General features: G+C 61.2%; 18 protein-coding genes. 9 read left to right on the top strand and 9 right to left on the bottom strand.

Annotation, left to right across the window (positions count from 1 at the left end):
- The first annotated feature begins 123 nt into the window (after positions 1–123).
- Positions 124–861, top strand: a complete 738-nt coding sequence (locus tag XH90_RS34800) for a TetR/AcrR family transcriptional regulator (RefSeq protein ID WP_164933590.1) — start codon at positions 124–126, stop codon at positions 859–861.
- On the opposite strand, the gene XH90_RS34795 is transcribed toward XH90_RS34800, so the two are convergent.
- From XH90_RS34795 to XH90_RS34765, 7 genes are all read right to left on the bottom strand, one after another.
- A complete protein-coding gene (locus XH90_RS34795; protein ID WP_128930023.1) occupies positions 836–2,002 on the bottom strand; it encodes a cytochrome P450 in 1,167 nt (388 codons plus the stop codon). The genes XH90_RS34800 and XH90_RS34795 overlap by 26 nt on opposite strands.
- Complete coding sequence (locus XH90_RS34790) at positions 1,999–3,159, bottom strand: cytochrome P450 (protein ID WP_128930024.1); 1,161 nt, start codon at positions 3,157–3,159, stop codon at positions 1,999–2,001. Before XH90_RS34790 ends, XH90_RS34795 begins: the two co-directional genes overlap by 4 nt.
- 69 nt (positions 3,160–3,228) lie before the next feature.
- Positions 3,229–3,951 (bottom strand): ABC transporter ATP-binding protein, encoded by a 723-nt coding sequence (locus XH90_RS34785; protein ID WP_232995550.1) that lies wholly within the window; start codon positions 3,949–3,951, stop codon positions 3,229–3,231.
- On the bottom strand, positions 3,944–4,696 hold the full coding sequence (locus XH90_RS34780) for an ABC transporter ATP-binding protein (RefSeq protein ID WP_128930026.1): 753 nt from the start codon (positions 4,694–4,696) through the stop codon (positions 3,944–3,946). The genes XH90_RS34785 and XH90_RS34780 overlap by 8 nt, the downstream gene beginning before the upstream one ends.
- A 63-nt stretch (positions 4,697–4,759) precedes the next feature.
- Complete coding sequence (locus tag XH90_RS34775) at positions 4,760–5,677, bottom strand: branched-chain amino acid ABC transporter permease (RefSeq protein WP_128930027.1); 918 nt, start codon at positions 5,675–5,677, stop codon at positions 4,760–4,762.
- Positions 5,674–6,537 (bottom strand): branched-chain amino acid ABC transporter permease, encoded by an 864-nt coding sequence (locus tag XH90_RS34770; protein WP_128930028.1) that lies wholly within the window; start codon positions 6,535–6,537, stop codon positions 5,674–5,676. Before XH90_RS34770 ends, XH90_RS34775 begins: the two co-directional genes overlap by 4 nt.
- Positions 6,538–6,540: 3 nt before the next feature.
- Entirely contained in the window at positions 6,541–7,704 is a 1,164-nt protein-coding gene (locus XH90_RS34765; protein ID WP_128930029.1) for an ABC transporter substrate-binding protein, read from the bottom strand.
- Between the two features lie 154 nt (positions 7,705–7,858).
- Here XH90_RS34765 and XH90_RS34760 point away from each other — a divergent pair, with 154 nt between their 5' ends.
- Both XH90_RS34760 and XH90_RS34755 read left to right on the top strand, forming a co-directional pair.
- Positions 7,859–9,472 carry an acyl-CoA synthetase gene (locus XH90_RS34760; protein WP_128930030.1) on the top strand — a complete coding sequence of 538 codons (1,614 nt, stop codon included), beginning with the start codon at positions 7,859–7,861 and terminating at the stop codon, positions 9,470–9,472.
- Between the two features lie 62 nt (positions 9,473–9,534).
- Complete coding sequence (locus tag XH90_RS34755) at positions 9,535–10,473, top strand: SDR family oxidoreductase (RefSeq protein ID WP_128955140.1); 939 nt, start codon at positions 9,535–9,537, stop codon at positions 10,471–10,473.
- 269 nt (positions 10,474–10,742) lie between these two features.
- Here XH90_RS34755 and XH90_RS34750 read toward each other — a convergent pair whose 3' ends face one another.
- Positions 10,743–11,171, bottom strand: a complete 429-nt coding sequence (locus XH90_RS34750; protein ID WP_128930032.1) for a DoxX family protein — start codon at positions 11,169–11,171, stop codon at positions 10,743–10,745.
- A 108-nt stretch (positions 11,172–11,279) separates the two neighbouring features.
- Between XH90_RS34750 and XH90_RS34745 the strand changes: the two genes are divergently transcribed.
- Positions 11,280–12,167, top strand: a complete 888-nt coding sequence (locus tag XH90_RS34745; protein ID WP_128930033.1) for a LysR family transcriptional regulator — start codon at positions 11,280–11,282, stop codon at positions 12,165–12,167.
- Positions 12,168–12,210: 43 nt separating this feature from the next.
- Here XH90_RS34745 and XH90_RS34740 read toward each other — a convergent pair whose 3' ends face one another.
- Positions 12,211–13,185, bottom strand: coding sequence for a LysR family transcriptional regulator (locus XH90_RS34740; protein ID WP_237864940.1), 975 nt, complete (start codon positions 13,183–13,185; stop codon positions 12,211–12,213).
- Positions 13,186–13,244: 59 nt separating this feature from the next.
- On the opposite strand from XH90_RS34740, the gene leuC reads away from it, so the two are divergent.
- The 5 genes from leuC (at position 13,245) to XH90_RS34715 (ending at position 19,236) form a co-directional block, all read left to right on the top strand.
- Complete coding sequence (gene leuC, locus XH90_RS34735) at positions 13,245–14,669, top strand: 3-isopropylmalate dehydratase large subunit (RefSeq protein ID WP_128930035.1); 1,425 nt, start codon at positions 13,245–13,247, stop codon at positions 14,667–14,669.
- Positions 14,666–15,274, top strand: a complete 609-nt coding sequence (leuD, locus tag XH90_RS34730; protein ID WP_128930036.1) for a 3-isopropylmalate dehydratase small subunit — start codon at positions 14,666–14,668, stop codon at positions 15,272–15,274. The genes leuC and leuD overlap by 4 nt, the downstream gene beginning before the upstream one ends.
- Before the next feature lie 74 nt (positions 15,275–15,348).
- The gene (locus XH90_RS34725; protein WP_237864939.1) at positions 15,349–16,668 is read left to right on the top strand and encodes a 2-hydroxycarboxylate transporter family protein; all 1,320 of its coding nucleotides are present in this window, start codon (positions 15,349–15,351) and stop codon (positions 16,666–16,668) included.
- A gap of 24 nt (positions 16,669–16,692) precedes the next feature.
- On the top strand, positions 16,693–17,907 hold the full coding sequence (locus tag XH90_RS34720) for a mannonate dehydratase (RefSeq protein ID WP_164933591.1): 1,215 nt from the start codon (positions 16,693–16,695) through the stop codon (positions 17,905–17,907).
- Between the two features lie 21 nt (positions 17,908–17,928).
- Positions 17,929–19,236 (top strand): lipase family protein, encoded by a 1,308-nt coding sequence (locus tag XH90_RS34715; RefSeq protein ID WP_232995552.1) that lies wholly within the window; start codon positions 17,929–17,931, stop codon positions 19,234–19,236.
- Positions 19,237–19,399 lie beyond the last annotated feature (163 nt).

Raw genomic sequence — 19,399 nt, 5'->3', positions numbered from 1 at the left:
GAGTTCACGCCTGTGTCGCTCCGGTCTGTGTGTTCCGCTTGTGCGCGTCGGGCGCGGTGTTGACAAACCGGTCGCTCCGGCGGATAGGCTTCGTGCGGACATGGCATGCCACGCGGAGCTGTTTTGGCGACGGATCTGACCAAGGAAACCCTCGACGAGGTCGTGAATCAGCGCCGGCGCCAGCAGCGTTCCCTCGACACAAGGGAACGGATCCTGGAGGCCGCTTTCGAGGAATTCGCCGAGCGTGGCTTTGAGGGAGCGTCGACACGGACGGTTGCAGCCAAGGCCGGCGTTCAGCATCCGCTCGTGACTTATCATTTCAAGAACAAGGACGGGCTTTGGCGCGCCGTCCTATCAACGACGAGCGTGAATTTCAGCCGGCACTTCCAAGACTACCTTGCCGGCGTCTCTAAGCAGGACGAGGTGGGACAGCTCAGGGTTCTCCAGGAGCAGTTCATCCGCTTCGCCGCTGCCAATCCGAACTTCCATTGGCTGATGTCACACGAGGGAAAGCGCGAGAGCGAACGGCTGACCTGGCTAGTCGAAGATCGGGTCCGCAACTATTTCAACGTCGTCGCGAAGCTCATCCGTGCGGCTCAAAAGCAAGACCGTTACGTCGAGGGCGATCCCTATCATCTCCAGTATCTGTTCATCGGTGCGGTAACGCGTATCTTCATGCTTTCGGCCGAGGTCCAGCAGGTGATGGGCCACTCGCCTTTTTCAAAGAAATTCGTTGATGAGCACATCCGCACCTGCTGCGCGCTGTTTTTCCGCGAGCCGGCAGAGCAACCTCGCCGGCGTAAGCTCGCTCCGCGAAACAAAGACGCAAAACGCGTTACCAAGCGAGCGGCAAGCTCCTGAAGCCGCGCACCATCAGGTGACGAACACGAACTGCGCGGGCGAGGTCAATCTCGAAGTCCCCGAAAGTGCTCAGCACTTTCGGCAGAATGGTGCGGAGCATGGCGCGTGTCGCGGGGGCGCCGAGGCAAATATGCGGCCCCGAACCGAAGCCGAAATGGCGAACCTTGCCCCGGTCGACATTGAAGGTCTCGGCATTTGTAATTGCGCTCTCATCGCGATTGGCGGAGCCGTAAAGCAACACCACCCGGCTGCCTGCTGGAATGTCGGTTTCGCTGAGGGCGACCGGGCTGGAAGTGATCCGCGCGAAACACTGTGTCGAGGTATCCCAGCGCACACCCTCTTCGATGGTAGCTTCGACCAAGCTCTGATCGGCCAGGATGCGCGATCGCTGCTCGGGGTGGCGCCAGAGCGCATGGACCAGGTTGGGTAGAAAGTGGCCGATGGAGGCATTGCCGGCCAGGAGCACGGTCATCATGTTTGCGACGATCTCGGTATCCGTGAGGGGCGCTCCATCCTGTTGAGCAGCGATCAGGACCGAGAAGAGATCGTCCCCACGTTCGACACGCCGGCGTTCCAACTCCTCGGACAGCAGCGCAATGACCTTGGCGCGTTCTTCCTCGGAGAGCGCAGGCCCCGCGGGGCCGGAATTCCCGCGAAATAAACGCTCCGACAGCTCGGCTGCGCGCTGCGCCGAATCGGGTCCCAGCCCCAGCATCCTGCCTAGCGCGCCGAACAGCACCGGGCGGCTCACTTCGGCGACAAAGTCGCATCGGCGCCGGGTGCCAAGCGCTTCCAGGCCCTTAGCGAGAGTATCGCGGATCCAGGGCAGAACCAGCTCGATACGCGCCGGGCTCAGTCCCCGCATGATGATCCGGCGAAGCTCGTCATGCCGTGGCGGGTCGATCGAGCCGAGCGTCTTGCCCACGCGCAGCGGAGAATCGCTGAGGGCGTTCCCGGCGGAGGACGAGAGCAGGACGGGATTGTTCAGTGCATAGGCGATATCCGCATAGCGGCTCACGAACCAGAGCTTTGTGGTAGGGCAATGATAGACCGGACATTCGGAGCGCAGGCGACGATAGGTCGGATAGGGGTCATCGAGAAACCCATTGCCGGTGAGGTCGAACTCGCTCACCTCGTTCACCAGCGGATCGTCAGCTTGTAAAAGCCGCGTACCATCATGTGAGCGACGCGTTCGGCGTTCGCGACGTCGAGCTCATAGTCGCCGAGCGCCGGCAGCAGAGGGGTCATGACCGTTCGCATCATGGCCCGTGCTGCGGGCGCCCCAAGGCAGATATGGGGGCCGGAGCCGAAGCCAAAATGCCGGGTCTTTGGCCGGCTGATGTCAAAGCGGTCCGGATCCGGGATAGCGCGTTCGTCGCGATTGGCGGCCGCGAAACAGACCACGAGCCGGCTGTCTGCCGGAATTGCGATTCCGTGCAGCTTGACCTCCTTCGTGGTCTGCCGTCCGAAAGCCTGGGTTGACGTATCCCAGCGAACGCCTTCGTTCACGGCGGCATCCAGCAGGGCCGGATCGGCCTGCAACTTGCGACGCTCGTCCGGATTGGTCCAGAGCGCGTAGATCAAGTTAGAGAAATAATGCCCGATGGACGCGTTGCCCGCGAGCAGGACGGTCGACATGTTGCCCAGAATCTCGCCGTCGGAAAGTGGTGCTCCCCCCTCCTGTGCGTCGAGCAGGAACGAGAACAGATCGTCACTGCGGTCCTTGCGACGTCGCTCGAGCTGCTCGGTGAGCAGTTCAAACACCCCTTCCATCAAGCCCGGCCTCGCAGCCGGGCCCATCGGTCCCGTATCGGTATGAAAGATGTCCCGCGACAAATCCGCCGCCCGGTCCGCAGCTTCGCCGTCCAACCCGAGCATCCGCCCGAGTGCGCCATAGAGGATGGGCCTGCTGATATCTGCCATGAAGTCGCACTCACGACGGGTGCCGAACTTGTGCAGCAGTCGATCGACGTCGCGCTGAATGGCGGGCAGCATGGATTCGATGCGCGCGGGCGTGAAGCCCTTCATCACCACACGGCGAAGTTCGTCATGACGCGGCGGATCGGTCGATCCGAGCGTCCTGCCCACCCGCAAGGGTGAATCGACCAGCGCATTGCCACGCGCCGAAGAGAAGACCTCGTAGTCGTTGAGGATGCGCGCCACGTCCTCGTTTCGCGTGATGATGTAGAACCCGCTCCCTTCGTGCAGATAGACCGGATGGTCGTCGCGCAACACCTTGTAGGTGGGATAGGGGTCGTCCACGAAGTTCCGCTCCTCGGGATCGAAACGAAAGGCCATGTGGTTCTCCCAGGAAATTATTATTACGCTAAATCTACCATATGGACAGTATAATGAGCAAGCCTTCGGCTACGCGGCGCGACCGGGTTTGCGGATGCCGACATATTGTTCGAGGGCACCGCGATCCGCCGCAATAGCGCTGCTTTCTCCGTTGCGAACGGCAATGCCGCGCTCCAGGATGATCGCCTGCCGCGCCAGCCTGAGCGCGAAGCCTGCGTGCTGCTCGATCAGAATGACCGCCATGCTCTCGGTCTCGGTGATCGCGGTGATGCAGCGCGCGACGTCCTGCGCGACGACGGGGGCGAGGCCTTCGAGCGGCTCGTCGAGCAGCAGCAAGCGCGGGTTCGTCACCAGGGCTCGACCGATCGCCAGCATCTGCTGTTCGCCGCCCGACAGCTGATCTCCGAAATTGGTGCGACGTGCCTTCAGACTTGGAAACATCTCGAAGATGCGCTCGATTGTCCAAGGTCCGTTCGTCGCGGCAATCTGCAGGTTCTCCTCGACAGTGAGGGGGGCGAATATCTCGCGGCCTTGCGGCACCCACCCGATGCCCAGTCGGCATCGCCGGTGTGGCGCTAGGTCGGCGATCTCGTTGCCGCGAAAACGAATTCGCCCCGAGCGGGGCGTGAGATGACCCGCAAGGGCGAGCATCAGGGTTGATTTTCCGGCCCCGTTTCGGCCCAGAACCGCAAGAGAGCCGCCGGCCTCAATCGCGAAGGACAGTCCGCTGATGACGATTCCTTCACCATAGCCCACGTTGAGCTGGTCGACCTCGAGCAGCGGCTCAGTCACGGTCATCTCCGAGATAAATCCGCCGCACCTCCGGGTCGGTCGCGATCTCGCCGGGCTTGCCTTGGCGAAATACCGAACCGGCGACGAGAACGGTGATCGTGTCGGCAAAACGAAAGACCAGATCCATGTCGTGCTCGATGAAGAGAACGGCGATCTGATCGGGGAGGGATTCGATAGCCTGCATCAGCTCAAAGCTCTCGCCGGCGGGAACTCCCGCCGCCGGCTCGTCCAACAGCAGCACGCGGGGACGGCCGGCGAGGGCGAGAGCAATCTCCACAAGGCGCTGGCGACCGTAAGATAGTTCGGCAGTCCGCCGCAGGCAGTCGCGGTCAAGCCCGACCGAACGCGCCAACTCATACGCCTCGTCCGTGGTGTCGGGCTGCCGATGTAAGGCCTGAAGAGGCCTGCCAAGCCGTCCGCGGCGCCGGGCGACCGCGAGCATGATCGATTCCAGCGGCGTCAGATGCGGGAACAGGGCGTTAATCTGGAAAGTCCGCCCCAATCCGCGTGCGACACGCTGATCGGTGCTCAATCGATCGATTGGCTCGCCCTCCAGCAGAATGCTGCCGCTGCTCGGGGCCAGCACGCCGGTGAGCAGGTTGATCAGCGTGCTCTTGCCGGCGCCGTTCGGCCCGATCAGGGCATGTCGACCGCCTGCCTTTAGCACGAGGCTGACGGCATTGGTGACCTTCAAGGCGCCAAATTGCTTGCAAAGGTCGCGTGTCTGGAGCGCGGCAACCGTCATCTCGCTCGCCTCCAGCGCACGATCTTGCTCCGAACCAGGCTCACGACGCCGAGTAGGCCGCCTCTAGCCGTCAACACGATCGCGATCAGCACCAGGCCGAGCCAGAACATCCAATATACAGGATTGACCGTCGACAGCAGGTCGCGCATCCAGATGAACGCGGCAGCCCCAATGAAGCCGCCGATAAGCGTGCCAATTCCGCCGACGATCAGCATGACGAGGGCCGACACCGATCGTTCGAAGCTCAACGTTTCCAGTGCGACGATCTGTGTGGTCTGCGCCAGCAGCGCGCCTCGCCGCCGATATCGTGAAAGCGATCATCTTGCGCCGTGTGATGGAGACGCCGAGCATCGGAACGCGGGTCTGGTTCTCGCGAATGGCCTGCAGCGCGAGACCCTCCGGCGAGTGGACATAACGCCGGGCGACAAGATAAAGCGTCAATGCGCTGCAATAGGCATACCAGAACGCGGTTCGGCCGAAGAGATCGAACTCGAACAGCCCGAGCAGCGGCCACATCTCGATTCCCTGGAGACCGCTGTCGCCGCCGGTGAGCCAAGGCAGGCGGCTTGCGCCTTCATAGAGCAGAAGCCCGATGCAAAGCGTCACCATGAGCACTGCGGCGCCGCGGACTTTTGCAATCAGCGTGCTGAAGGCGAAGCCGAGAGCGCCGGTCACGAGCCCGGCAGCAAGAACGCCGGAGATCGGCTCGCCCCAGCCATGCGCAGCGAGCAATCCCGCCGTGTAGGCGCCGAGTCCGAAAAAGGCGGCATGTCCGAAGGACGGAATCCCGCCATAGCCGAGCAACAGATCGAGCGACATCGCAAACAGGCCGCCGATTAGGATCTGTGTGAGAAGGACGAGCTTGCCGGGAAAGAGGACATAGCAGGCCGCTGCAGCGATCCAAAAGACCAGCTCGACCAAGGTCCATCTGGCGCGAAAGCGCACCGCAGTTCGCGCGAGGTCGAGAGTGATGTCGCTCATTGCGGACGGCCGGCTAGGCCTTGCGGGCGCACCGTCAGGACGGAAAGCGCCGTTGCATAGATGATAAACGCGCCGATCTCCGGAAGCAGATATTTCCCGGCCACGTCAAGGACCCCGAACATGAGGCAGGCGGCAAACGTTCCGCGCAAGGAGCCGAGCCCGCCGACGCTGACCACGATCAGCAACTCCGTCAGAAATTTGATGGGGAAGTTCGGGTCGAGGCCAAGGAGCTTCACGCTGAGCGCGCCGCCTAGTCCAGCAAGCGCGGAGCCGAGAGCGAAGGCGAGGGCGTACAGTCTTGCGACGTCGATGCCGCAGGATGCCGTCATCCGCCGGTTGAAAACGGCCGCCCTTATCCTGGCGCCAAAATTCGTATGATCGATCAGAACAAGCAGCGACAGAAGAAGTGCCGTGCCGAAGCCGATCAGAAAAAGCCGGTAGCGGCTGACCTCGACAGCGCCGATGCGGACGTTTCCGTCCAGCCATGAAGGCACCGCGATCGCCATCTGCTCTGGACCGACCAGATAGGTGGCTGCGGCAATCGACACGTAGACGACGCCGATCGTCAGCAGGACCTGTTCCAGCTCCGAGGCCTCGTACAGTCTCCGGAAAAGGCTGCGCTCGAGGATCGCACCCACGGCGGCCGCGATGGCGGCAGCCGCTGCCACCGCCGCAAGGAACGGCCACCCGGCCTTGCCGATCAGCAATGCCGCCGTGTAGCCTCCAACCATGGCCAGCGCCGCATGCGCCATATTGGCGAAGCCCATCAGCCCGAGCGTGATGGAGAGGCCACCAGCCATCAGAAACAGCACGAACCCATAAGCGATGCCGCCGATCAGAACGTTGACGAAGCCGACCATGATCTAGCGCGCCGATCCAGGATCCTTGACGTCGGGAATGGTCGCAAACTCCAAATTGACCATCTGTCCGTCCCGATTCTCGACCCTTCGGAAGTAGATGTTCTGCACGATCTCACGGGTCGACGGGTCGATCGCAATCGGGCCGCGCGGGCTTTCGAATCTTGTTTGCTTCAGAAGCTCGATCGTGCGCTCGGGATTGAGATCGCCCTTCTGCGCATCAACGACCGTATAGATGGCACGCAGGACGTCGTAGCTGACGACCGGTATGAAACCGAGCGGCCGGCCCTGCGCGACCGCGTTGAACGCGGCTGCGAACTCTCGGTTGACCTCCGAATCATGCGTCGGGGTGTAATGGAAGGCCGTAACAACTCCGAGAGCGGCCTCGCCCGCGGCAGGTAGTGACGATTCGTCCGTGATGTCCCCGATGCCGATGATCTTGGCCGGATCCAGCCCTGCCTCCTTGAACTGGCGGAGAAAGATCGGCGTCAATTCGCCGGCAGCCATGAACACGAAGATGCCATCCGGGTTCGCGTCCTTGATGCGCTGGATATAGGCGGAGAAGTCCGTGGCCTTGAGCGGCGCCCGCACAGATCCGGCAATCACGCCGCCGGCCGCTTTGTATTCACGGACGAACATCGCCTCCGCATCGAGGCCCGGCTCGTATTCATGCACGAACGTATATACGGATTTCAGCTTTTGCTTGGCGGCGTAGAGCGCGAGCTGCTGCGCCATTTCGGTGGTCGTGAAGCCGAACCGAACGGCGAAGGGATGCTTGGCGAGGATGCCCGAAGTTGCCGAGTTGACGATGAGGAGGGGCACCTTGGCGCTGGTCGATAGCGGCGCAACAGCCATTGTGTTGGGCGTGTAGTCCATTCCTGCGAGGAAATCGACATTCTCGCTGACGATCAGCTCCTGGGCCAGGCGGCGGGCCACGTCAGGTGCGGGTCCCGTCGTGTCGCGCTTGATGATCTCGATCCTGCGACCGGCGACCGTAGTGCCGAACTTGCGGAAAAACACCTGGATCGCGGCATCGGACGCGGCGCCGGCCGCGGCGCCCGGCCCGGTATAGCTCATCAGCCAGCCGATCTTCAGCGGACGGTCGTCGGCCTTTGCCTGAATGCTGACGGCCAACATGGCCGCGGCCACGATTGCGATCCTGGCGATCATGCCGCTTATCCTCCCTTAGACTGATCATGCGGGGTCTCTCCCGGACCCTTGATACAAATTAGACCATATGGAAAATATATGCAAGATAGCGCGAGGCCGGTGGGGCTGCCCTAGCAGGACACGGTCTGACAGAAGCGAGCACAAGGGAGGGGAGATGAACGCAGATATCGGAGTTACGATCGCGAAAGCCCGCGAGCATTCGATTGGCGATCTCTTGCGCCGCTCGGCTGCCCGCGAGCCGAGCAAGCTAGCCTTGAGCTGCGGCGCGGTGCGCTGGACGTTTGCCGAACTGGACGCGATCTGCAATCGACTGGCGCGTGGCCTACCCGGCCTCGGCGTCGGGAAGGGCGACCGTCTCGCCGTGCTGTCGCGCAACTCGCATGCCTTTGCGGCGCTGCGCTTCGCGGTAGCGCGGATCGGCGCGGTGCTGGTGCCGATCAACTTCATGCTCAATCCCGACGAGATCAATTTCATCCTGAAAAGCTCCGGCGCCAGGCTGCTCGCGACCGGCCCCGATTTCGTCGAGGCCGCACGCGCCGCGAGCAGTAAGGGCTGCGCGGTGGAGAAGCTCATCTGGTTGCCGGGCGAGGATCCCGCTGCGCAGCCGGCGGGCCTCACCAGCTTCGACGATCTTCTCGATGCCGACAGCTCGTTGTTTGAGGCCTCCGTCGACAGCCGCGATCTCGCACAGATTGTTTACACCTCGGGCACGGAATCCCTGCCCAAGGGTGCGATGCTGAGCCATGAAGCCGTGATGTGGCAGTATGTGAGCTGCATCATCGACGGCGGCATGAGCGCCGACGATAAAGTGCTGCACGCGCTGCCGCTCTATCATTGCGCTCAGCTCGACGTCTTCCTCGGCCCGCAAGTCTATCTCGGCGCCTCCGGCGTGATCACGGGCAAGCCGACCGCAGACAACATTCTGGCGCTGATCCAGGCGCACGGGATCACCTGCTTCTTCGCGCCGCCGACGATCTGGATCGCGATGCTGCGCTCGCCAAATTTCGACAAGAGCGATCTGTCGTCGCTGCAAAAGGGCTATTACGGCGCTTCGATCATGCCGGTGGAGGTGCTGCTCGAGCTCCAGCGCCGCCTGCCCAACGTCAAGTTCTGGAACTTTTACGGTCAGACCGAGATCGCGCCGCTTGCGACCGTGCTGACGCCCGAGGACCAGCTCCGCAAGGCGGGCTCCGCCGGCAAACCCGCCATCAACGTCGAGACCCGCGTCGTCAACACGGCAATGGAGGACGTTGGCGTCGGCGAGATCGGCGAAATCGTACACCGCTCGCCGCATCTGTTGTCGGGCTATTACAACGATCCCGTGAAGACCGCGGCGGCTTTCGCTGGCGGCTGGTTCCACTCCGGCGACCTCGCCACCGTCGATGCCGAGGGCTACATCACCGTTGTCGACCGCGTGAAGGACATGATCAAGTCCGGCGGCGAGAATGTCGCCAGCCGCGAGGTCGAGGAGATGATCTACAAGATCCCGGCGATCTCCGAGGTCGCCGTCGTGGGCCTGCCCGATCCGCACTGGATCGAGGCCGTAACCGCGATTGTCGTGGTTAAGAGCGGCGAGAAGCTCGACGAGGATGCCGTCATCACGCATTGTGCGGGATCGATGGCGCATTTCAAGGTGCCCAAGCGCGTGATCTTTGTCGACAGCCTGCCGAAGAATCCGTCCGGCAAGCTGCTCAAGCGGGAATTGCGCCAGCGTTTCATCGGCGGCGAGACGCTCGACAAGGCGATCCAGAAAAACTTCGGGGCTTGAGGCGGCCACCCAGCCGCTCGCGGCAGGTTGGGGCCTTCGCCAGGGTTTATTGAGGTCTGTTAATGCGACACGGTCAGAAGAAGATTCCGAGCACGATTCTCATTTTCGGTGCAGCGGCTCATATCGGCGGCCCACTTGCGCACTTCTTGCGCGAGGAGGCGCCGCAGATCAAGCTGCGCCTCGTAACAAGCAATCCCGCCAATTGTGACGTCCTTCGCCGCGAGCACCCGCATGCGGAGGTCGTCATTGCCAGCTATTTTGATCTCGCATCGCTTGAGAAGGCGGTCGACGGAATGGAAGGAATCTTCGTACTGACCAGAAGCGGCACGAACGAGGCCGACGCGATGACAAATCTCGTTGTCCTGCTCAAGAAGGCAAGGTCCGCCGTTCACGTTATACGTCTTGTCGGCCTACAACCCGAAGCGAATCGAAGGCGAATTCCTCAGTCTCTCCGCGAGCATGGTCTTGGTTTACCCATCCAACACCCCATCGCAAAAGAAATCCTCGACGAAAGCGGTCTGCCTGTCACCTACCTGAACATCGGCGCAACCTTCATGGACAACTTCTACTGGATGAAGGACGGCTTGAGGAAGGAGCGAAAGCTGATCTGGCCCGAACGCTTGATTCCCTATATCGATCCACGCGACATTGCGGAAGTGGCCGGACGTCTTTTCCTGTCGAGCAATCATCGGCACATTGGTCAATTTCACACTCTGAACAACGGACAGGACATACTGAGGTTCAGCGACGTCGCCGATCTCATGACCAAGGTTTTTCAGGAAAGAATTGTTCACGACGGCAGCAGAGCGGGCTTCTTCGAGGCGTACCGGGAGCTCGGAGAGATCCGGCTGCACTATCTCTGGGATTTCTTCCAGTACGAAGAACAGAACGAGGTGGTTTGGGCGCGCAATGACTTCGTTGAGCGCACCCTAGGACGGATGCCCGTCTCCTTGAGCGAATGGCTGGCCGAACATCGGCAAGCCTTGCTGTTCGGAATATAGGCCTAAAGCGCCCTCGCGCGATGGAGATCTAGGGATCATTGCCCAGCGGGACCTCCGCTATATCGTACTCATGAAACGCTTTAAGTGGCGCGCAACTGGACACCCGGTTTGCCTGAGGCTGATTGCTGCTACCATCCATTTGGAGGGGCGAAGACATGCTGCGATGAGCGAAGCTGCATCGTGGGAGCGTGCCGCCGGGATAATTCGACGCCAATCGATCCCCTGAGAGCCTTCGGGAAGCACCGCCATGGCTGGTTAGGAGCTCGGCATCAGGATCGGCGCGGCGCGACCGGTATCTTGCGCCCGCGCCCCCAGACAACAAAGACGCTAAGGGCCAGCAAGATGAAGTTGAGAGGCGTGAGCTCGGCCTCGCCGCGAGAGACATGAAAAACGATAGCGAAGACCTGCAACACGGAGCAGCCAAGCGCGGCAAGCACTGTCAGCCGCGGCATAATCCGGGTTAACGCAGGCACGAGAACGCCAATTCCTCCGGCGAGGTCGATCAGTCCGATGACCCGGACAAATGCTTCAGAGTGCTGACCTGTCCATGGCATCATTGCCGCTAACTGCGGAATCGGCATGAACAGCTTCGCGAGCCCGGACGAAGCGAACACGCAAAAGAGGAGGGCTTGAGCGATCCAAAGGCTCACGCATAGGGGACGTTCCCGCGGGGCGGCTTGGGCGGTGGCGGTGGACATGGCAGGCACTCCGACGATCACAGGGCTGTCACCATGTTTGGTCGCTTCACGATTTTGGATCATTATCTGTTTTGGGATGGATTCATTTCCTATATGTTGATGATCTGAATGGATACGCTGGTCAGCATGAAGGTCTTTTGCCTGGTTGCCGAGCTCAAGAGCTTTGCAGCCGCGGCAGAGCGGCTGGGCATCTCGCCCGCCATGGCGAGTAAGCATGTGATGCAGCTTGAGAAGCGTCTGGGCTCACGGCTGCTCAACCGCACGAGCCGACGCGTCAGCCTGAGCGAAAGCGGCGCATTATATTTCGAGCAGACGCGTCAAATGCTCGAGTCCCTGGATGAGGTAGAGGCGGCCGTCAGCAACGTGACCGTAGTTCCTCGCGGCACATTGCGGCTAACCGCACCGGTCTGGATGGCCAATCCGAAGTTTTCGAAAGTCTTGGCAGACTATCAGGCTCGCTATCCACAGGTGCGGCTGAACATCGATCTCAGTGGACGATTGGTCAATCTGGTCGAGGAAGGTTTTGACCTGGCCTTGCGTGCGACGGGCACGCCTGACGAGGCATTGATCGCGCGGCCGATCACAAGGGTCCCATTTTATATGGTTGCCACGCCCGCTTATCTCGATCGCGCAAAGCGCCCGAAGAATCTGGCTGAATTGTCCGGACACAGCCTCTTGCACTATGCGCTGCACTCTCCAGGCGAGAGTATCACCATCCAGGGCGAAAGTGGGACGCAGACTATCAAATTCAACCCCGTTTTGCTCAGCGGCAACGAGACTCTGCTGCACCTGGCCGCCCTGGAAGGCATGGGGCTCGCGGTGCTGCCCAAATGGCTGATCAGCGAGGATCTCGCCGCCGGGCGCCTGGAACAAGTGCTGCCGGAGCAGAGCATCTTCGAAAGCCAATTGTTCGCGGTTTATCCGACGCGCAAATACCTCTCAGCCAAGGTCCGGACATTTATCGACTTCATCGCTGCTGATAAGCGACTGAGATAGCCGGGCCAAAAGCGTGACTGCTGCGGCATCAACTTTACTTACGTCATCGTGAATGTGTGGCTGCTTTCTCGATGTGCTGCCAGAATGCCTCCGCCGCCTGGGCGAGCCGCAGTTTAGGCCGGAATACGTGGATCTCGATCGGCACGTACCACTGCTGCCCGCCTGCCGCGACAATCTCGCCAGAGGCAAGCTGATCACTGATCAGGCTTTCCGGCAGCCACGCCATGCCCCGGCCTGCCTGAACCATCGTGACCAAAAGCTTCGCCAGATGCGACGTGAATGTTGTGTGAAGATGAGCTTGCAAGGGGGAGGTGGCACGCACCGCTTCCAGGATCCGTCCCATCCCTGATTCTGAACGGAAGCTCAAGAACTGTACAGGCGCGCCCTCCGTTCCCGGAAGCTTGAAGCGAGGCTTGCGGTTGCGGCGCGAAACCGGCACCGATGCGGGGATCAGCCGATCGTCACCAACATGCAGCGAGCGAAAATGCGACGGCGTCAACGCCGTCGTGGCGGCCGGATGATAATGGCAAAGCAAAAAATGGGCATCGCTCGCCAAGAGGATCCGTTCGCAGCCTTCCATATGATTGGCAACGAGCTGTACGTTGGGCACGAATGGTAGCTCGGTCTCGATGCGACGCAGCCAATCCGGAAAGAACGTCAGCGACAGCGCATTGGTCGAGGCGAACTTCAGTACGTCCGAGGCACCGCGCGCCCGCTCCTGCGCCTCGAGCCGGCCGGCACTCAATCTGCGCACGATATCGTCAGCAGTGTGACGAAAGGCTTCACCAGCGGGCGTCAGATTGACGCTGTGCGTGGTGCGATCGAGCAGCGATGCGCCAGCCCAGACCTCGAGCGCCTGTATCCTCCGGCTGAGCGCCGGCTGGGAACAGTTTCGCTCCTCTGCGGCCCGTGAAAAACTGCGCGCTGTCGCAACCGCGATGAAATCGTATAACCAGTTGATCTCCATGGAGAGCTCTCGTTTATGCAGGCCTTGCATAACGATATCAGCATCCGGCATTGGATTTCTAGTCGCGCGCGCGTCACGGTGGCCGGAAAGAAGCTTTGGAGGAAGGCGGGATGGCCGCGCGCACGTTGTATGACAAGCTGGTGGACTCCCATGTGGTCCGCAATCTGGATGATGCCGGGCTCGTCCTGCTGTACGTCGACCGAACCGTCCTCAACGAGTATACCAGCCCCCAGGCGTTTGCCGGCCTGCGCGCCGCGGGGCGGAAAGTTTGGAATCCCAAAGCGGCGCTGATGGTGGTCGATCACGTCAACCCTACAGCCGCACAACGCACCCGCGCCATGCCGGATAGCGGCGCCGCGCGCCAAGTTGACTACTTCGCTGAAAACGCCCGGGATTTCGGCATCGAATATTTCGATATTCTCGATCCGCGCCAAGGCATCGAGCACGTCGTCGCCCCCGAGCAGGGCCTCGTCATGCCAGGTATGGTCATCGCCGCCGGCGACAGCCACAGCACCGCCTATGGCGCCTTCGGCGCGCTCGGCTATGGCATCGGGACCTCCGATATCGAGCACTATCTTGCAACCTCGACGGTGCGCTACCGACGCCTCAAAACGATGCGCATCCACCTCACCGGAGACGTCCCGTTCGGGGTCACGCCGAAAGATATCGTCATGGAGATCATCCGGCGGATCGGCGCCGACGGGGCTACTGGCTATGCCGTTGAGTTCACTGGCCCCGTCGTCTCAAACATGAGCGTCGAAGGCCGCATCGTCATGTCCATCATGATCGTCGAAGCGGGCGCGCGTGGTGTCGTGGTCGCCCCGGACCAGAAGGTGCTGGACTATTTAAAGGGCCGGCCGCGCGCGCCAAAGGGCGAGATGTGGGAGCGAGCGGCCAAGAAATGGCTGACGCTCGCCTCGGACCCCGATGCCCGGTTCGACCGCGAGGTTGCGCTCGATGTCGCGGATGTCGCCCCTCTCGTCACCTGGGGAACCAGCCCCGACCAGGCAATTGCAGTGACCGATATTATCCCCGATCCTGCGCAACAGGTGGCGCCTGAACGCAAGGCCGCGGCCCTTCGCGCCCTGAGCTATATGGGGCTTCGAGCCGGTGATCCCATTCAATCCGTCCCGATCGATTTTGCGTTCATCGGCTCCTGCACGAATTCGCGCATCGAGGATTTGCGCGACGCGGCCGAGGTCTTTCGTGGCCGCCGTGTTGCGGCCGGTGTACGGGCAATCGTAGTGCCGGGATCGACCCACGTCAGAGCGCAAGCCGAGGCTGAAGGCCTTGCAAAAGTGTTCACGGATGCCGGCGTCGAATGGCGGCAATCCGGCTGCTCGATGTGCCTTGCCATGAATGACGATGTGCTCAAGCCCGGAGAGCGGTGTGCGTCCTCGACCAACCGAAATTTCGAAGGCCGCCAGGGACCAGGCGCCCGCACGCATCTCATGAGTCCGGCAATGGTGGCCGCGGCCGCGGTCACCGGCCACATCGCTGACGTTCGTTCACTGCTGGGAGTTGCAGGCCAATGATGCCATTCGATCAAGTTTCAGGCGTCGCTGCACCCATGATGTCGCCAAACATCGACACCGACGTGATCATGCCCAAAATGTTTCTTAAGGGCGTGGACCGGAGCGGGCTGGGCGAGGGCGCCTTCAATCTGCTGCGCTTCTCCGCCGGTAAACCCAATCCCGAGTTTATTCTCAATCAGGACGGTTATCGCAACGCTTGCTTCCTCGTGGTCGGCCCAAATTTCGGCTGCGGTTCGAGCCGCGAGCACGCGGTGTGGGGGCTTCAACAGCTCGGCATCCGGGCATTGATCGGCACCAGCTTCGCCGGGATATTCAATGACAATTGCGGCAACAACGGCCTGTTGACGATCTCGCTCGAACCCGATCTCGTAGCTGAGATCGCTAACGCTGTGGCACATCGTGAGCGCAACGACGTCTTCGTTGATCTTGCAGCGCAGACGATCCGCTTCGACCGTGGCCGCCGCCCGATCAAATTCGACATCGAGCCGACGAGGAAAGAGGCGTTCCTGACGGGCCGGGATTTCGTCGCATCAACCCTGGTCCTTGCTGACGACATCCGCGCTTTCGAAGCACGCCATGCTGCGGAGAATCCCTGGATCTTCTGACTGGCAAGCCAGTCCTCGCGGCCAGCAGACTGGCCGCAGCCCGGATGACGAAAATAACAAAATTGGAGGGAACTTTGGTTGACACGACTTTTCGTCCGGCCGCGCCGGAGGCAATCCCTTCGACGAAGCTCAACGGCGTCAAGATCGGCCCGTTGCCAATCAGCATATACGTCGGAGCGGCCATCGTCTGTGCTGCCGCGGTTTACTCTGGAAAGCTCCCGAACGATGTGATCGGCGGTCTCCTGGTCCTCATGCTGCTCGGCTTTCTGCTGGGCAAGCTTGGCCAGACGATACCGGTTCTCAAGCAGATCGGTGGGACCGCGATCCTATGCCTGTTCGTTCCGGCAGCACTGGTAAGCTATGGCTTGATGCCGGATGCCGCCCTTAAAGCAATCACCACGACGTTCCGGACCGCCAATTTTCAATACTTCTTCATCGCCTGTCTCGTCGCAGGCTCAATCCTCGGAATGCCCTACCGCGTCTTGGTTCAAGGCTTCATCCGCATGTTCGTTCCGCTTCTGATCGGGACCATTGCCGCCGTCTCGGCCGGCATTCTGGTCGGGCTGGCATTCGGGTATACTCCCAAGGACACGTTCTTCTTCATCATCATTCCGATCGTCGGCGGCGGCCTTGCCGAGGGCGTATTGCCGCTCTCCATTGCTTATTCCGAGATCTTGCAGCGGCCGCAAGCCGATCTTGTCGCACACATGGTGCCTGCGGCATTGCTCGGCAACGTGGTCGCAATCGTTTGCGCCGGGCTTCTTGCGCGCCTTGGCGAGAGACGGCGCGATCTGAGCGGGCAGGGCATGCTGGTCAAGACCGGCGACAATGACATCCTAGGCGACGTGCGGCCCGATCGGCCTATTGATCTCGGATTGCTGGGAGCAGGTATGGTGCTGTCCTGCGGTCTATTCGTGCTTGGCATGACCCTAGCGCCATTTACAGGGATACCTGGACCGATCATGATGATCATCGCGGCGGTCGCGTTGAAGCTGACCAAGATCCTACCGAACGAGATGGAGCTCGGCGCCTACCAGATCAACAAGTTCATGTCGACCAACCTGACCTTTGCGATCCTCGTCGCCATGGGCGCATTGCTGGTCAAATGGGAACAACTCGTCGCCTCCTTCAACCCGGGATACATCATGATCTGCACCGCGACCGTGCTGGCCATGATTGCCTCCGGCTTTTATGTCGGCAAGTGGCTAAACATGTATCCGGTCGAGGCTGCGATCGTCACCGCCTGCCATTCGGGACTGGGCGGCACCGGGGATGTTGCCATCCTTGGCGCCGCCGATCGCATGGGCCTCATGGCATTCGCCCAGATCGCCACTCGTGTCGGCGGGGCGATCATGATTGTGATCGCGACCCTGCTGCTGAAGTCGCTATCCTGATCTGGCGTGTTGGAGATGCAACAAATGGATCGGCGCGACTTTACAAAGGCCCTATTGGCCATGTCCGCCAGCGCTGGCATGTCAGGTGCAGCGGTCGCGGAGCAGGAGCCAAGCGGCGGCGTCCCTTCGCTTGCCGTGCGCGTCAACGACAAGATCAGGCTGGGTGGCCAACGCAACTTCGACAGAGGACCGGTGACCTCGCGGCAGAACATGCAGTGGCACCAGCGGTGGGGCATTCGCTATCTCGATGTCTCGCTGGAGACGAGAAACGCCGCTCCGGACGTCTTTGGAAGCGATACGCCCGACGAGGGTGCGCTTGCTCGCGCTCAGGCGCTCGGCACGGGCATGGGAGGCGCGCGGCTTCAGCCCACCACGCGCTGGAGCCTCGAAGGCATGATGCGCATCGCCGACACGCTGCAGAAAAACGATCTCATCTGGGAGAGCATCCGGATGGATTCGGCGTACATCGCGATGGCGCCGGGGCCGGAACGCGACCGTTATCTGGATCTGATTTGCGAAAACGTCCAAACCGCCGGCCGCGCCGGGGTCAAGATCATCAGCTATCATTGGAATTTGACCCCGATCCGGCGCAATCGCAAAGTTCAGGGCCGTGGTGGGTCGGAATACGACGCGTTCAAGCTAGAAGACAATTGGCGCGACCTCCCGCCGACCCCTGCAGGCCGTGTCTCAGCGGACGACTATTGGGAGCGCCTGCATGTTTGGGCGTCCCGCGTCATCCCCGTGGCCGCGGAGAGCGGGGTCAAAATGGCTTGCCACCCCTACGATCCGGGCGGCCTGCCTCTCGGCTATCTCGGTGTCGACAGCTTCGATGCCGGCGATTATGCGAACGCGCTGCTCAAATACGAGAAGCTGTACGATTCACCTCATAATGGCTTTCAATACGATACCGGGGTCTCACGGGAATCGATGCCTGAAGGGGTTGATCAGCTTGCGCTGTTATACGGTTTGATCAAGAGAAAGAAGATTCATCAGATCCACTTCCGCAATGTCCGCGCCAGCCAGAACGACTTCGTCGAGGTCTATCATGACGAGGGCGATGTGGACTTGTTCAACATCATTCGCCTGCTTCGCGACAGCGGCGGCTCACTGCTGGCCGATCATAGTCCGCGTCATCAGGATGATCCCTCTTACGTGATAGGCTTTGCGTTCGCAAACGGCTACATTCTCGGCCTCCTGCGCGCTGCCCATGAAGAGGCGCTCAAGTCCATCGCACGATAGCCCGTTATGGAACCAGATCGGATGAAGAAAATGAACAGGCTGCTAAAGCTCAATCCCAACAGGTTCACAATGAAGTCGGTGCTCGCAATCTCGATCCTTTCGGCCTTGGCATTATCCGAGGCCTTCGCGCAGAACACCGCGCTGCCGACTGGCCCCCAATGGGGCGATCAAAACCTATCGGCTTTTTATCGTTGGACCGATCCGCTGCCCACAAGGCCGGGCGTGATGCTGCGTGAAGAGCCAATGAAGGCCCAGCCGGAGATCACGAAAGCGGCTCTCGCCGAACGCATTCTCTACAGTTCGACGGATGTACGTTGGCACGCCGGGATCGTACCGGTGAGCGGGACACTGTATCTGCCGGTTGGAGAACCGCCGGCCGGAGGCTGGCCCCTCGTGGCCTGGGCTCATGGCACGCTGGGCGTTGCGGACGTGTGCGCGCCGTCCTGGGCCGGGCACAAGCCGCGCGATGCAACCTACATCCAAAAATGGCTAGAGAATGGGTTTGCGGTCGTTGCCACCGATTACCAGGGTCTCGGCGGTCCCGGCCCGCATCCTTACCTGATCTGGGAAGCTGAAGGGCATTCCGTGCTCGATGCCGTCCGGGCAGCGCGCGCCGCCCATGGCGACAAGCTCGCTCCCAAGGTCTTCATCAGTGGTCAGTCGCAAGGCTCAGGCGCAGCTTTGGGCGCAACAACGGTCGCACCGAACTATGCGCCAGATGTACCCTTGCTCGCCACAGTCGCCACAGGGGTCGTGTCGACCTTTCCCGACGGCCCTTACCGGCCTGCGGAGGCATTCAAGGTTGGCTCGCCGATTTACCTCACCCTCATGATGCTCGGCGGTTCGCTTCCCGATGAGGCACCCCCCGTAGACAACCTCGTGACTGACAAGGGAAGGCTCGTCTTACGCGCAGCACGAGAAGGCTGCACCGGCGAGATGCGCGCGATCGCGCAGAAAGATACTGTCACCGCCGACAACGCCTATGTCCAACCGATCGCGAACATCGAAGCGAGCCTTGCGTCTCCGACCGACATGAAGCCCGTGCGGCTGCCGGTGCCCGTTCTGCTTGGCACGGGTCTGGCCGATTCAGTACTGCCGCCCCGTCGCCAATATGCAGCCGTGGCGGCCTTATGCTCGGCCGGAAACGAGGTCGTTTGGAACACCTATCCTGGTGCCACTCACAACGGGGGCCTGATTGCCGCTTTCCCGGACGCATTGGCGTTCTTCAAACAGACACTTGAAGGCAAAAAGACGCCAAGCAACTGCGCGCGCATTACCGAGCCGGGGCTTCCGACGACACCGGCGCCTGGTATACCCTTCAATGACTGACTAGCGGTTCTTTGCATCTTAGCGCATCGGTTTGCACGAACCGATGCGATCCAAGCCAGGCAGTCCTTTCTGAGAAGCTCTGGGCTGCCGGTTTGACCTGCGCCTTCGGCTAAATTGAGCCCCTTCCAAGTGCGCCAGGGGAGGCTTTCGTTGGGTTAGTCTC

The sequence above is a fragment of the Bradyrhizobium sp. CCBAU 53338 genome (assembly GCF_015291665.1).
In the GTDB taxonomy this organism is placed as follows: Bacteria; Pseudomonadota; Alphaproteobacteria; order Rhizobiales; family Xanthobacteraceae; genus Bradyrhizobium.
Note: the sequence above shows the minus strand (reverse complement) of the source record. Positions and strands in the feature narration are given on the sequence as shown.

Excerpts from the sequence above, each read along its gene's own strand:
- XH90_RS34790 (WP_128930024.1), bottom strand. The coding sequence starts at position 3,159 with ATGGCCTTTCGTTTCGATCCCGAGGAGCGGAACTTCGTGGACGACCCC.
- XH90_RS34780 (WP_128930026.1), bottom strand. The coding sequence starts at position 4,696 with ATGACGGTTGCCGCGCTCCAGACACGCGACCTTTGCAAGCAATTTGGC.
- XH90_RS34775 (WP_128930027.1), bottom strand. The coding sequence starts at position 5,677 with ATGAGCGACATCACTCTCGACCTCGCGCGAACTGCGGTGCGCTTTCGC.
- XH90_RS34770 (WP_128930028.1), bottom strand. The coding sequence starts at position 6,537 with ATGGTCGGCTTCGTCAACGTTCTGATCGGCGGCATCGCTTATGGGTTC.
- XH90_RS34765 (WP_128930029.1), bottom strand. The coding sequence starts at position 7,704 with ATGATCGCCAGGATCGCAATCGTGGCCGCGGCCATGTTGGCCGTCAGC.
- XH90_RS34760 (WP_128930030.1), top strand. The coding sequence starts at position 7,859 with ATGAACGCAGATATCGGAGTTACGATCGCGAAAGCCCGCGAGCATTCG.
- XH90_RS34755 (WP_128955140.1), top strand. The coding sequence starts at position 9,535 with ATGCGACACGGTCAGAAGAAGATTCCGAGCACGATTCTCATTTTCGGT.
- XH90_RS34750 (WP_128930032.1), bottom strand. The coding sequence starts at position 11,171 with ATGTCCACCGCCACCGCCCAAGCCGCCCCGCGGGAACGTCCCCTATGC.
- XH90_RS34745 (WP_128930033.1), top strand. The coding sequence starts at position 11,280 with ATGGATACGCTGGTCAGCATGAAGGTCTTTTGCCTGGTTGCCGAGCTC.
- XH90_RS34740 (WP_237864940.1), bottom strand. The coding sequence starts at position 13,185 with ATGCCGGATGCTGATATCGTTATGCAAGGCCTGCATAAACGAGAGCTC.
- leuC (WP_128930035.1), top strand. The coding sequence starts at position 13,245 with ATGGCCGCGCGCACGTTGTATGACAAGCTGGTGGACTCCCATGTGGTC.
- leuD (WP_128930036.1), top strand. The coding sequence starts at position 14,666 with ATGATGCCATTCGATCAAGTTTCAGGCGTCGCTGCACCCATGATGTCG.
- XH90_RS34720 (WP_164933591.1), top strand. The coding sequence starts at position 16,693 with ATGGATCGGCGCGACTTTACAAAGGCCCTATTGGCCATGTCCGCCAGC.
- XH90_RS34715 (WP_232995552.1), top strand. The coding sequence starts at position 17,929 with ATGAAGAAAATGAACAGGCTGCTAAAGCTCAATCCCAACAGGTTCACA.